The sequence below is a fragment of the Sinomonas soli genome, assembly GCF_054782415.1.
The window spans coordinates 404343-417762 of sequence record NZ_BAAGSN010000011.1 but is presented as its reverse complement, the minus strand read 5'-3'; the positions used below and the strand labels follow the sequence as shown (position 1 = coordinate 417762).

Here is a 13420-nt window from a genome sequence, read left to right as displayed (position 1 = left end):
CGGATCTATGGCAGCTGCTCAGCCTGAGCGCAAAGGGGCCGCGGCCCTGAACATCGGTGAGGTCCTGGCCACCCTGGCCGAGGACTTCCCGTCGATGACCGCGTCCAAGATCCGGTTCCTGGAGGACAAGGGCCTCATCGCGCCGCACCGGACGCCCTCGGGCTACCGGCAGTACAGCGACGGCGACGTCGAGCGCCTCCGCTTCATCCTGGCGCTGCAGCGCGACCAGTACCTGCCGCTGAAGGTCATCAAGGACTACCTCGACGCGGTCGACCGCGGTGAGCGGCCGGAGAGCCTTCCGGGCGGAGCGAGCATCGCCCCGCGCGCCGTCCCCGAGGAGCCGGGGGCCCAATGGGGCGGGACGCGCCCCCGCTCGCTGGGAGAGGCCCAGCTCCGGGCGGAGTCGGGAGCGAGCGCTGCCCTCGTCGAGGCCATGGCCACGTTCGGACTCATCAGCGCCGAGGACGGCCGGTTCGACGAGCACGATCTCGCCGTCGCCCGCTCCTGCGTGGCCCTCGCGGACCACGGCCTCGAGCCCCGGCACCTGCGGCCCTTCCAGACCACCGCGGAGCGGGAGGTGGCACTGATCGAGCGCGCCGTGGCGCCGAGCGCGTCGCGCCGGGACCCCGCTTCGCGGGTCCGGGCCGCCGAGGAGGCGCGCGAGCTCGGGGAGCTGTTCCTGACCCTGCACCGTGCACTGGTCCACGGGCTGATCTCGAGGATGGATGGCTGATGATCGAGGTAGAAGTCGTAGGAGTCCGCATCGAGCTGCCGTCCAACCAGCCCCTGGTCCTCCTGAAGGAGGCCCACGGTGAGCGGCACCTGCCGATCTGGATCGGCACCGCGGAGGCCAGCGCCATCGCCCTGGCCCAGCAGCACGTCGTGCCCCCCCGGCCGCTCACCCATGACCTTCTCGTGAGCGTGGTGCACAGCCTCGGCCGGCAGATCGTCAGCGCGACCATCGTGGCCGTGGAGGACAGCGTGTTCTACGCGCAGCTCGGGTTCGACGACGGGACCACGGTCGAGTCGCGGGCCTCCGATGCCCTCGCCGTGGCCCTGCGGGTCAACTGCCGGATCTGGTGCGCGGACGCCGTCCTCGAGGAGGCCGGGGTCCAGCTCGCCGAGGGCAGCGACGGGACCGAGGAGGGCGCGAGCGCCGAGGAGGAGGAGACCGAGATGCGCCGCTTCCGCGAGTTCCTCGCCGACGTGGAGCCGGAGGACTTCGACGAATGAGCCGTCCCGCCGGGCACCCCCGGCGCGGCTGCAGCCGACACGCCCCGGCCGCCGGGGGCGATGTCTTTGATTTCGACCCCCGACGGTTCTAACGTCGTTAGAGACAAGCTCCCATTGCTTCCCCGACAGCTTCAGGTGACACTGGAGGGTGGACCCGAGTGTAATTACACGAGGGGCACTTTCGAGGCTTCCTGGCGGAGGATGCGATTTCCCCCAGGGGAGCTGTGAAGGAGGGTTTAGTGAGTCCCCAGCGCGAGCACGGAGATCTCAGGCACATTTCCGGCACCGGCACCGAGACGCCGACCGGCACTCAGGGCCTCCTCTTCGACGACGACCTCCCCGCCCTGGACGAGGAGGCCGGCTACCGAGGCCCCACCGCGTGCAAGGCCGCCGGGATCACCTACCGCCAGCTCGACTACTGGGCCCGCACGGGCCTCGTCGAGCCCACGGTGCGCGGGGCTGCGGGCAGCGGCTCCCAGCGCCTCTACGGCTTCCGCGACATCCTCGTCCTCAAGGTGGTCAAGCGGCTGCTCGACACCGGGGTGTCGCTCCAGCAGATCCGCAGTGCCGTCGGGCACCTCCGGGAGCGCGGCGTCGAGGACCTCGCGCAGATCACCCTCATGAGTGACGGCGCCTCGGTGTACGAGTGCACCTCGGCCGACGAGGTGATCGACCTTGTCCAAGGAGGGCAGGGCGTCTTCGGCATCGCCGTTGGACGCGTATGGCGCGAGGTCGAGGGGAGCCTCGCCGAGCTGCCGAGCGAACACGCCGCAGACCAGACGTTTCCCGGGGACGAGCTGAGCAAGCGCCGCGCCGCCCGCCGGACGGGCTGAGCCGCCGGACCCGTCGACCCGGGGGAGCGAAGCTGCACCCGGGAACAGACGTCGAGGGGCCGCCACCTGCAGGTGGCGGCCCCTCGACGTCTGTGCTGTGCGTGCGGGCGGCGGAGCTAGCGCGCCACCCGCGGGCGGAGCTCCCGGGCCTGCTTGACGACGGCGCCGAGCAGCTCGTCGTACAGCGCCGCGGTGCCGCGGGCCGCCTCGCCGGGCCAGTGGTGCACCGCATGCGCCGCCCCCTGGATCTGCTGCCAGTTGGCCACCTCGGGGATCTGCGGGTCCAGCAGGAGCGGACCGAACATCTGCTTCATCTCCTCGAGCCGGTAGCCGTGCTCGGTGGAGGAGGGACGGACCCTGTTGGCGACGATGCCGGCGGGGGCGAGCTTCGGGGCGTACTCCTGCTTGAACAGCTGGATGGCCCGCAGCGTCCGCTCGGTGCCCGCCACGGAGAACAGGCCCGGCTCGGCGACGAGGAGCACGCGGTTGCTCGCAGCCCATGCCATCCGGGTGAGGCCGTTGAGCGAGGGCGGGCAGTCGATGAGGACCAGGCCGTAGCCCTCCAGGCCGTGGAGCACGGTGGTGAGGCGGCGGAGATCCCTGCGGCCGAGGTCGGGCCGATCGTAGATGCCGCTCAGCGATCCGCCGTAGGCCACGTTGAGCACCCGGTTCTGCTGGCCGTTCAGCGCCGCGGCGCGCCGCACCCAGGGGCTCGCCACCGCGTTGTCCTCGAGGAAGACCCGCTTGGGGGACTTGAGCAGCCGCCCCACCTCGAGTTCGCGGTCGGGATTGACGCCGAGCGCGGTCGAGGCGTCAGCATGCGGGTCGAGGTCGACCACGAGAGTGGGGATCCCGGCCGCGAGGGCGGCCGACGCGAGCCCCGTTGTCACCGAGGTCTTCCCGACCCCGCCCTTCAGGCTGCTGATGCTGACTACTTGCACGTGAGAATCCACTATCTATCCGCTGGCCGACCGTTCCATCCTAAAGGGAAGCGGGCAGCCGCCCCCGCCACGCCACGGCCGGGGAGCGTCCGGCCCCCTGCCTTGTCCACGTGGCGAGACGTTACATCCGTGATTCAAGACACAAGCCATTCCCTGCTACTTTGCTGGCATAGACACTAGGCACCACCTAGTCAATCCTGCGTTGCGACAACAGGAGTCCCATGTTCTCCAAGATTCTGGTAGCGAACCGCGGTGAAATCGCCATCCGCGCGTTCCGGGCGGGCTACGAGCTCGGTGCCAAGACGGTTGCCGTGTTCCCCCACGAAGACCGCAATTCGATCCACCGGCAGAAGGCAGACGAGGCCTACCTCATCGGCGAGGAGGGCCATCCGGTCCGGGCCTATCTGGATGTGGACGAGATCGTCCGCGTCGCCAAGGAGGCCGGCGCGGACGCCATCTACCCCGGCTACGGCTTCCTCTCCGAGAACCCGGAGCTGGCGCGCGCGGCCGCCGCGGCCGGCATCACCTTCGTCGGCCCCCCCGCCGACGTCCTGGAGCTGGCCGGCCACAAGGTCCACGCCCTCCGCGCGGCGCGCGAGGCCGGCATCCCCGTACTCAAGTCTTCGGCGCCCAGCTCGGACCCCGAGGAGCTGATCGCGGCCGCGGACGAGATCGGCTTCCCGATCTTCGTCAAGGCCGTCGCCGGCGGCGGCGGCCGCGGCATGCGCCGCGTCGACACTCGCGAGGCCCTCCCGGAGTCGCTCAGCGCCGCGATGCGCGAGGCCGACGCCGCATTCGGCGACCCCACCGTGTTCCTCGAGCAGGCGGTGCTGCGCCCGCGCCACATCGAGGTCCAGGTCCTCGCCGACGGCGACGGGAACGTGGTCCACCTCTTCGAGCGCGACTGCTCCCTGCAGCGCCGGCACCAGAAGGTCATCGAGATCGCCCCGGCCCCGCAGCTCGACGAGTCGATCCGGCAGGCCCTCTACGCGGATGCCATCAAGTTCGCCAAGGCCCTCGGCTACGTCAACGCAGGCACCGTCGAGTTCCTCGTCGACACGGTCGGAGAGCGCGCGGGGCAGCACGTCTTCATCGAGATGAACCCCCGCATCCAGGTCGAGCACACGGTCACCGAGGAGGTCACCGACGTCGACCTCGTCCAGGCCCAGCTGCGCATCGCCGCCGGCGAGACGCTCGAGGACCTCAGGCTCACCCAGGACCGGATCCACCTCAAGGGCGCCGCGCTCCAGTGCCGCATCACCACCGAGGACCCGGCCAACGGCTTCCGCCCTGACGTCGGCAAGATCACCGGCTACCGCTCCGCCGGCGGCGCGGGCGTGCGCCTCGACGGCGGCACGGTCTACCAGGGCGCCGAGATCAGCCCGCACTTCGACTCGATGCTCGTCAAGCTCACGTGCCGCGGCCGCGACTACGCCACGGCCGTCAAGCGCGCCCGCCGCGCCCTGGCCGAGTTCCGCATCCGCGGCGTGTCCACGAACATCCCCTTCCTCCAGGCCGTCCTCGACGACGACGACTTCGTCGCCGGCAACGTCGCGACCTCGTTCATCGACGAGCGTCCCGAGCTGCTGAAGGCGCGCTCGTCCGCCGACCGGGGGACCAGGCTGCTCAGCTGGCTCGCGGACGTGACGGTGAACAAGCCCAATGGCGAGCTCAAGGTCCATGCCGACCCGCAGGACAAGCTCCCGAAGGTCGACCTCGCCGACGCTCCGGCCGGATCCCGCCAGAAGCTGCTCGAGCTCGGCCCGGAAGGATTCGCCAAGGCCCTGCGCGAGCAGAACGCGGTCGCGGTGACGGACACGACCTTCCGCGACGCCCACCAGTCGCTGCTGGCGACGCGCGTGCGCACCCGGGACCTCGTCGCGGCCGGCCCGGCGGTCTCGGTGCTCACGCCCGAGCTCCTCTCCGTCGAGGCGTGGGGCGGGGCGACGTACGACGTCGCCCTCCGCTTCCTCGGCGAGGACCCCTGGCAGCGGCTGGCCGCCCTGCGCGAGGCGCTCCCCAACATCTGCCTCCAGATGCTCCTGCGCGGCCGGAACACGGTCGGGTACACGCCGTACCCCGAGGAGGTGACCGCCGCCTTCGTCCAGGAGGCCGCAGCCACCGGGATCGACATCTTCCGCATCTTCGACGCCCTCAACGACGTGAACCAGATGGCCCCCGCCATCAGGGCCGTGCGCGAGACCGGGACCGCGGTGGCCGAGGTGGTGCTGTGCTACACCGGCGACCTCCTCGACCCCGCCGAGGACCTGTACACGCTCGACTACTACCTCGGGCTTGCCCAGAAGATCGTCGACGCCGGGGCCCACATCCTCGCGATCAAGGACATGGCCGGCCTCCTGCGCCCGGCCGCGGCGGCCAAGCTCGTGCGGGCCCTGCGGGAGCGCTTCGACCTGCCCGTCCACCTGCACACGCACGACACCGCGGGCGGCCAGCTCGCGACCCTGCTCGCGGCGGTCGAGGCCGGGGTCGACGCCGTCGACGTCGCCTCGGCGTCCCTGGCCGGCACCACCAGCCAGGTTCCGGCGTCCGCCCTCGTGGCCGCGCTCGCCCACACCCCCCGCGACACGGGCATCTCGCTGGAGAAGGTCAGCGCGCTCGAGCCGTACTGGGAGGCCGTGCGCCGCGTCTACGCTCCCTTCGAGTCCGGGCTTCCGGGTCCGACGGGGCGCGTCTACCACCACGAGATCCCGGGCGGCCAGCTCTCCAACCTGCGCCAGCAGGCCATGGCCCTCGGCCTCGCGGAGCGGTTCGAGGCCATCGAGGACATGTACGCGGCCGCGGACCGGATCCTCGGCCGGCTCGTCAAGGTCACGCCGTCGTCCAAGGTGGTCGGCGACCTCGCACTGCATCTCGTGGGGCTCGGTGCGGACCCCGAGGAGTTCCGGCAGAACCCGCAGAAGTTCGACATCCCGGAGTCGGTCATCGGCTTCCTCAGCGGCGAGCTCGGCGACCCGCCCGGCGGCTGGCCGGAGCCGTTCCGCACCAAGGCCCTCCAGGGCCGGACCGTCAAGGTGCGCGAGGAGAAGCTCTCGGCGGAGGACTCGGCCGCGCTCCAGGGCGACTCGGCCACGCGCCGGGCCACCCTGAACCGGCTCCTGTTCCCCGGTCCGACCAAGGACTACCTTGCGAACAGGGAAGCCTACGGCAACCTCTCGGTGCTCGATACGCGGGACTACCTCTACGGCCTCCAGCGAGGCCACGAGCACATCATCGAGCTCGAGAAGGGCGTGCGGCTCATCGCGCAGCTCGAGGCGATCTCGGAGCCGGACGAGAAGGGCATGCGCACCGTCATCGCGACGCTGAACGGCCAGTCTCGCCCGGTCGTCGTGCGTGACCGGTCCGTGCAGAGCAACGTCAAGCAGGCGGAGAAGGCGGATGCGACCAACCCCGGCCACATTGCCGCCCCGTTCGCCGGGGCGGTGACCGTGACGGCGAAGGAGGGCGACCTCGTCCAGGCCGGCGATTCCGTCGCGACCATCGAGGCCATGAAGATGGAGGCCGCCATCACCTCGCCCGTGGCCGGCAAGGTGGCCCGCGTGGTCGTCTCCGGCGTCGAGCAGGTCCAGGGCGGAGACCTCCTGCTCGTGGTCGGCGCGGAGTAGCCGCCGACCGTCCCGTGCCCGGACCCTCCCGCCGCCCCGTCGCCGCCCCGCAGGGCGGAGGCGGGGCGGCCGCTAGACTGGGCGCGATCCAGGACGGCGGTGGTCCGTACCGCCGCCGTCCTCACCACCCACGAGGCGAACGGGAGCCATGAGCGACAGCACGCCCAAGCCCGCACCGCGGCGCAGTCCGTCCCAGGACGAGCCGGAATCCACCCAGGACGCCCCGGCCGAGGACGGCGCGGGGGAGGAGGCGGCAGGAGCGCAGGCCCCCGAGCCTGCCGCCGGCCCGGGCGCCGCCCGAAGCCCGCTCGGAATCCTGTCCGTGCCGCTCGATCTCGGGTCGGTGCCGCCGGCCCCGTCGACGCCCCCTGCTGGATGGCTCGCGGACGCCCAGGCGGCGCCCGTTCCGCCCGCGGCCGCCTCCGGCGATCCTGCCGCGGTTCCCGGGGAGGCCGCGGCCTCGGCCGAGATCGGCTACCAGCCCCGCGGCTCCGTCCAGGAAGGGCCCGACGCCGGGCAGGCCGACGCTGGCGGCGGGGCACCGGCCGTGAGCGAGCGCCGGTCGCGGTCAGAGGGGCCGGAGTCGGCCACGTCCCTGACCTCCGACCGCCTCGTGGCCAAGAGCCCGGCCGCCCCGGTGGGCGGCTGGCGGCGCTGGCTCTACTTCGCGACGTTCGGCTACGTCAATGTGGGGGACTCGGATGCGGTGCGGATGCAGCGTGCGCTCGAGCACCGGATCGCCGTGCGGCTGGGGGAGAAGACGCGCTACGTGCCGGTCCTGTCGCGCAAGGGCGGCGTCGGCAAGACGACGGTGACGACCCTGCTGGGAATGGCCCTCGCCGATCTGCGGGAGGACCGGGTGATCGCCATGGACGCCAACCCGGACCGGGGCACCCTCTCCGACCGGAACCCCGGCCGCGCGTCCCATACCGCCCGGCAGCTCGTCAAGGACCGCTTCGAGGTGAACTCCTTCGCCCAGCTGTCCAACTACACGGCCCGCGAGGGGTCGCGGCTCGACGTCCTCGCCTCGGACGCGGACCCCATGGTCGCGCACGCCTTCAACGACGCCGACTACCGGGCCGTCACGGACATCCTCGGCCGCTACTACTCGATCGTCCTCACCGACTCCGGCACAGGGATGGTCCACTCCGTGATGCAGGGGACGCTGGAGAAGGCCGACGCCGTCGTGCTCGTCTCGGGCGGCAGCGTCGACGAGGCGCGGCTCGCCTCCGAGACGCTCTCATGGCTCGAGGCGCACGGGCGGGACGACCTGGTGCGCAAGGCGATCGTCGTGGTCAACGTCTCCGCCGGCAATGGCACCCGGGTGAACGTGGACGAGATCGAGGAGCACTTCCGCACCCGGGTGGGCCACGTGGTCCGGATCCCGCACGACCGGCACCTCGCCGAGGGCTCGCAGATCGAGTTCGCGAAGCTGGGGGCCGCCACACGGGAGGCGGCGATCGAGCTCGCCGGCCTGGTCGTGGACCAGCTCACCGACTGAGCAGCAGCGCAGGCACAACGGCAGGGCGGCGGGCTCAACGGCAGGGCGGCTCAACGGCAGGGCGGCGGCCCCGGCACGGGCCGGGGCCGCCGCCCTCGCGCTGGAGCGCCGGGTCAGACCACGCTCGGCTTGGGCGCCGAGTAGATGTCCTCGACGTAGCTGCCGAAGTCGGCCATGACCTGCGCGCGCTTGACCTTGAGCGAGGGCGTGAGGTGCCCCGAGGACTCAGTGAAGTCGGTCGGCACCACCCGGAAGGACTTGATCGCCTCTGCCTTGGAGACGCTCTCGTTCGCGCGGTCGATGATCGCCTGCACATGGGCGAGGACCCCCGGATGGGAGGCCGCGTCCTCGAGGGAGAGCCCGGCGGGAAGCCCCTGCCGCTCGAGCCAGCCCGGCAGGGCCTCCTCGTCGAGGGTCACGAGGGCGCCGATGAAGGGACGGTTCTCGCCCACCACGACGACCTGGGACACAAGCGCGTCGGCGCGGATCTGGTCCTCGAGGTGCGCCGGGGCCACGTTCTTGCCGCCCGCCGTGACGATGATGTCCTTCTTGCGCCCAGTGATGCGCAGGTAGCCGTCGGCGTCGAGCTCGCCGATGTCACCCGTGTGGAACCAGCCGTCCGTGAACGTCTCGGTCTGCAGCTCGGGGAGCCGGTAGTAGCCGCGCATGACGCTGACGCCCTTGGCGAGGATCTCGCCGTCGTCCGCGATCCGCACCGAGTTGCCGGGAAGGGGGGCGCCGACCGTGCCGATCTTGACCAGGGAGGGTGTGTTGACGCAGATCGGGGCCGTGGTCTCGGTGAGGCCGTAGCCCTCGAGGACGCGGAGGCCGATGCCGTGGAAGAAGTGGCCGAGCCGTTCCCCGAGGGGGCCGCCGCCCGAGACCGCGTACTTGACGTGGCCGCCCATGGCCGCGCGCAGCTTCCGGTAGACGAGCGCGTCGTAGAGGGCATGCTGCAGCCGCAGGCCCAGGGAGGGACTGCCGCCGTCGGCGTGCGCCTTCGACCAGGAGATGGCGATGTCGGCAGCGCGGTGGAAGATCTTGCCCTTGCCCCCGTCCTCCGCCTTGGTCAGCGCCGAGTTGTAGACCTTCTCGAACACCCGCGGGACCACGAGGATGAAGTTCGGCTCGAACCCCTGCAGATCGGCCAGGAGGTTCTTGATGTCCGGGGTGTGCGCCACCTGGCAGCCGGCGGCGACGGCGAGGACGGAGATGAACCGGGCGAACACGTGGGCGAGCGGCAGGAACATGATGGTCTTCGCCCCAGGCTCCACGACCTCGCCGAGCGCCGCCATGGCGTTCTCGGACAGTGCCACGAAGTTCCCGTGGGTCAGCTCGCACCCCTTGGGCCGCCCGAGCGTGCCCGAGGTGTAGATGATGGTGGCCAGCGACTCGAGGGTCGGGGCGGAGCGGCGCGCCTCGAGCTCCTCGTCGGAGACCCGTTCGCCGGCAGCCGCGAGCGCGCCGAGGCCCGCGGGGGAGAGCTGCCAGACATGCCGCATGGCGGCGAGGTCCTCGGAGTCGATGGCAGCGCGGATGGCGTCCTCGTGGTGGGCGGTCTCGCCGAAGGCGGCGACCGCGCCCGAGTTCCCGAGGTTCCAGGCGATCTGGCTCGGGGAGGAGGTCTCGTAGATCGGGACGGACACCGCGCCGGCGAACCAGATGGCGAAGTCGACGAGGCTCCACTCGTAGCAGGTCCGGGCCATGATGGCGACGCGGTCGCCGGGGGCGACCCCTTCGGCGATCAGGCCCTTCGCGATCCGCTCCACCTCGGCACGGAACTCCTTGGCCGTCACGTCCTCCCACGCGCCCGAGGTTCCGCGCTGGGCGAAGAGGGGCGGGTTCGAGGGCTTCTCGGCCTGCTCGATGACGAAGTCGGCGATGTTCCTGGCGACGGGGGCGGGGACGAGGGGCGGAATGGACTTTTCGCGCACGATATCTCCTTCGGTACCTCCCGGTGCGCGGGAGACGGCTTAACCATATCCAAGCGCACTGAACGGGGTGTGCCTTGGATCACGGCTGATGCTACTGGTCAGTAACAATAGCGGCCCCCGGTCCCGGGCCGCCAGTAGAATGGCCAGCGTGCGCAGACCCCGCTTGGCCCCGACCTTCCGGCCCCGCGACCCGCGGCTGAGACGGAGGGGCCTCGCGATCGGCATCGACATCGGCGGCACGAAGGTCGCCGCAGGCGTGGTCGACGCCGACGGCCACGTGCTGCAGCGGGCGCGCCGGGCGACGCCGGGCACCCGCCCGCGCGAGGTCGAGCGCGTCATCGCCGAGCTCGTCGACGAGCTCAGCGTCGAGCACCGCATCGCCTCGGTGGGGATCGGCGCCGCAGGCTGGATGGACCTCGACGGAGGGACCGTGCTCTTCAGCCCGCACCTGGCCTGGCGCAACGAACCGCTCCGCGCGAACCTCGAATCGCTCCTGCGCCGCCGGGTGCACCTCGCCAACGACGCCGACGCCGCCGCCTGGGCCGAGTGGCGCTTCGGTGCCGGGCGCCAGGAGAGCCGGCTCGTGTGCATCACGCTCGGCACCGGGATCGGCGGAGCGATGGTGATGTCCGGGCACCTCGAACGCGGCCGCTACGGCGTCGCGGGCGAGTTCGGCCACCAGATCATCATGCCCGGCGGCCACCGCTGCGAATGCGGCAACCGCGGCTGCTGGGAGCAGTACGCCTCCGGCAACGCGCTCGGACGCGAAGCGCGCGAGCTGGCCCGCGCAAACTCCCCGGTCGCCCAGGAGCTCCTCCGCGCCGTGGACGGCGATCCCGAGCAGATCACCGGCGCGATCGTCACCGAGCTCGCCCGGGCCGGCGACGCCGCCTCGCGGGAGCTGATTGAGGACGTGGGCGAGTGGCTCGGGCTCGGGCTCGCGAATCTCGCCGCGGCGCTCGACCCGGGCACCTTCGTGATCGGCGGGGGGCTCTGTGACGCGGGGGAGCTGCTGCTGGCACCCGCGCGCAGGGCCTTCGCACGCAACCTGACCGGCCGCGGCTTCCGGCCGCCCGCGCGGATTGTCCGTGCGGCGCTCGGCCCCGAGGCCGGCCTCATCGGCGCGGCAGACCTCTCCCGCGTCCACCTGCGCTCGCACGGCTCGGCGCGCTGAGCGGGGCGCCTCAGATCCGGGCGCCGTCGTCTCCGTCGTCCTTGCTGCGCGGCAGGCGCATGATGAGCGTCCCGACCCCTGCCACGAAGGCCGCGACGAGCAGCACGATCATGTAGCCGGGGACGGTGCGCCACGCGAGCGCGCACACCAGTAGGCCCACCGGGCCGCCGAGGGCGCCGCACCACGCGAGCACTGCCACCGGGTCGGCCCCGGCCAGGACGGGGGCGGGCTCGTCGGGGACGAAGTCGCCCGGCAGCCCCTCCGGCTCCTCGCCGACCGGTCCGCGGCCGCGCGGTCCAGCGATCCCGAGGGGGTCGTACCGCGAGAAGCGGGCCGGCCCGGCGTCGTCCTCCCGGCCGCCGGGGGCGGACAGGCCCTCGTCCGGGCCCGCGGGGCGGCCGTCCTGGTGCGTCGGCCGGTCGGGCAGCGGGCTGGAGGCGGAGGCGCGCTCGGCCGCGGAGGGCTCGGTGGGGGCGGGGCCCGCGGCACGGTCGTCTGCGGATCCGCCGAGGCGGGCCACGAGGTCGCGCCAGGCGTCGTCGTCCGCGGCGGGATCGTGGCGGTCGGGGTCAGGGCGCCCGTTCACGCGGCATCCCCAGCGTCCGTGCTCCGGCTGGCGGCGGCCGACCCCGCGGCGTCGACCGCCTCGCGGATGAAGGCGACCGAGCCCCGGAAGATCGTCTCGGCGTCGTGGTCCAGGGTCGCCACGTGGTAGCTGTTGGCGAGCCGGACGATGCGGATGTCCGCCCCGCCGTAGCGTGCGGCGATCGCGCCCATGCTGCGCTCGCTCGTGACGACCCTGTCGACGGTCGAGCGGAACACCTGCAGCGGTGCGCTCGCCTGCGGCAGGGAGGCGACCGTGTCCCGGAACAGGAGCTTGAGCTGGTGCGCCGCGGCGACCGGGACCGCCTCGTAGGCGCCCTCGTCCTGGCCGGCGAGCTTGATGTCGTTGCGGATGCCGGGCACCGTCCGCATCACGTGCCGCAGGACGGCGGAGAGGTGCGAGCGCGGGTCGTCGATCACGAGCCCGGGGTTGACGACGCTGACGGCGGCCACGGGGCGGTGCGCGGCAAGGCGCAGCGCGAGCGCCCCGCCCATCGACAGGCCGGCGGCGACCACGGCCGAGCACTCGCGCGCGAGCTCGAGGTAGGCGGCCTCGTAGGCGTCGTACCACTCGTGCCACGACCGGCCGGCGAGGTCCTCGATGGAGGTCCCGTGGCCGGGGAGGAGGGGCGTGGCGACGCGGAACCCGGCGCCCCGGAGCGCGTCCGCCCAGGGCGCGATCCCGCCGAGCCCGCCCGTGAAGCCGTGGCTCAGGGCGACGCCGACGGTGGAAGGGTCCATGGCAAGCATTATGCACCGGTGTGGGGCGGTTGCGCCGAGTCCGGAGCGGGACACTACAGTGAAGCCTGGAACGCGCTCCCACGGCGGAAGGACCTGCGTGGTCTACTGGATCCTCAAGCAGATCTTCATCGGTCCCCTCGTCAAGCTGCTGTACCGGCCCTGGACCAAGGGGCTCGTGAACGTCCCGGCGCGGGGTGCGGCCATCCTGGCCTCGAACCACCTCTCGTTCTCCGACTCCATCTTCCTGCCCCTCATGGTCCGCCGTCCGGTCGTGTTCCTCGCCAAGCAGGAGTACTTCACCGGCCGCGGCCTCAAGGGCTGGCTGACGGCGGCGTTCTTCCGCTACACGAACCAGCTGCCGATGGACCGTTCCGGCGGCGAGGCGTCCGCGGCCTCCCTCGAGGCCGGCGCCCAGATCCTCGAGGGCGGGGGGCTGCTGGGCATCTACCCCGAGGGGACGCGCAGCCCTGACGGGCGCCTGTACCGCGGCAAGGTCGGCGTGGCCCGGCTCGCGCTCCTGAAGCAGGTGCCGGTCCTCCCGGTGGCCATGATCGGCACGGAGAAGGTCCAGCCGATCGGCCAGCGCATCCCCTCCATCCGGCGGGTCGGCATCATCGTCGGCCAGCCGATGGACTTCTCCGAGTTCTACGGCCAGGCCGACGACCGGGCCGTCCAGCGCGAGGTCACGACCCGGATCATGCGCCAGATCCAGCAGCTGTCCGCCCAGGAGTACGTCGACGCGTACGCCGCGGATGTCAAGGCCAGACTGGCGCAGGAGGCGGCGCAGAAGCGGGCGGGCGAGCCCCCGGCCGACGCATAAGCGCGGCGCCGGGCTGT

11 protein-coding genes are annotated in these 13420 nt (G+C 72.1%); 7 read left to right on the top strand and 4 right to left on the bottom strand.

Annotation, left to right across the window (positions count from 1 at the left end; translation table 11 throughout):
- Positions 1–7: 7 nt before the first annotated feature.
- The 3 genes from ftsR (at position 8) to ACYVKZ_RS11745 (ending at position 2066) form a co-directional block, all read left to right on the top strand.
- Positions 8–733: a transcriptional regulator FtsR gene (gene ftsR, locus ACYVKZ_RS11755; protein ID WP_460992414.1), complete on the top strand. Its 726-nt coding sequence runs from the start codon at positions 8–10 to the stop codon at positions 731–733.
- A complete protein-coding gene (locus ACYVKZ_RS11750) occupies positions 733–1233 on the top strand; it encodes a bifunctional nuclease family protein (RefSeq protein ID WP_066497392.1) in 501 nt (166 codons plus the stop codon). Before ftsR ends, ACYVKZ_RS11750 begins: the two co-directional genes overlap by 1 nt.
- Positions 1234–1472: 239 nt before the next feature.
- Positions 1473–2066, top strand: coding sequence for a MerR family transcriptional regulator (locus ACYVKZ_RS11745; RefSeq protein WP_460992413.1), 594 nt, complete (start codon positions 1473–1475; stop codon positions 2064–2066).
- A 116-nt stretch (positions 2067–2182) separates the two neighbouring features.
- Here the strand turns inward: ACYVKZ_RS11745 and ACYVKZ_RS11740 are convergent, their stop codons facing one another.
- The gene (locus ACYVKZ_RS11740; RefSeq protein ID WP_460992412.1) at positions 2183–3007 is read right to left on the bottom strand and encodes a ParA family protein; all 825 of its coding nucleotides are present in this window, start codon (positions 3005–3007) and stop codon (positions 2183–2185) included.
- Positions 3008–3228: 221 nt separating this feature from the next.
- Here ACYVKZ_RS11740 and ACYVKZ_RS11735 point away from each other — a divergent pair, with 221 nt between their 5' ends.
- A complete protein-coding gene (locus ACYVKZ_RS11735) occupies positions 3229–6630 on the top strand; it encodes a pyruvate carboxylase (protein ID WP_460992411.1) in 3402 nt (1133 codons plus the stop codon).
- A 148-nt stretch (positions 6631–6778) separates the two neighbouring features.
- Positions 6779–8131, top strand: coding sequence for a MinD/ParA family ATP-binding protein (locus tag ACYVKZ_RS11730; protein ID WP_460992410.1), 1353 nt, complete (start codon positions 6779–6781; stop codon positions 8129–8131).
- A gap of 113 nt (positions 8132–8244) precedes the next feature.
- Here the strand turns inward: ACYVKZ_RS11730 and ACYVKZ_RS11725 are convergent, their stop codons facing one another.
- Positions 8245–10065 (bottom strand): AMP-dependent synthetase/ligase, encoded by a 1821-nt coding sequence (locus ACYVKZ_RS11725; RefSeq protein ID WP_460992409.1) that lies wholly within the window; start codon positions 10063–10065, stop codon positions 8245–8247.
- A gap of 139 nt (positions 10066–10204) precedes the next feature.
- On the opposite strand from ACYVKZ_RS11725, the gene ACYVKZ_RS11720 reads away from it, so the two are divergent.
- Entirely contained in the window at positions 10205–11239 is a 1035-nt protein-coding gene (locus tag ACYVKZ_RS11720; protein WP_307006365.1) for an ROK family glucokinase, read from the top strand.
- A 10-nt stretch (positions 11240–11249) separates the two neighbouring features.
- Here the strand turns inward: ACYVKZ_RS11720 and ACYVKZ_RS11715 are convergent, their stop codons facing one another.
- Both ACYVKZ_RS11715 and ACYVKZ_RS11710 read right to left on the bottom strand, forming a co-directional pair.
- Positions 11250–11825 (bottom strand): hypothetical protein, encoded by a 576-nt coding sequence (locus tag ACYVKZ_RS11715; RefSeq protein ID WP_460992408.1) that lies wholly within the window; start codon positions 11823–11825, stop codon positions 11250–11252.
- Positions 11822–12583, bottom strand: a complete 762-nt coding sequence (locus ACYVKZ_RS11710) for an alpha/beta hydrolase (RefSeq protein WP_460992407.1) — start codon at positions 12581–12583, stop codon at positions 11822–11824. Before ACYVKZ_RS11710 ends, ACYVKZ_RS11715 begins: the two co-directional genes overlap by 4 nt.
- 97 nt (positions 12584–12680) lie before the next feature.
- On the opposite strand from ACYVKZ_RS11710, the gene ACYVKZ_RS11705 reads away from it, so the two are divergent.
- Positions 12681–13403 (top strand): lysophospholipid acyltransferase family protein, encoded by a 723-nt coding sequence (locus ACYVKZ_RS11705; protein ID WP_460992406.1) that lies wholly within the window; start codon positions 12681–12683, stop codon positions 13401–13403.
- Positions 13404–13420: the final 17 nt, after the last annotated feature.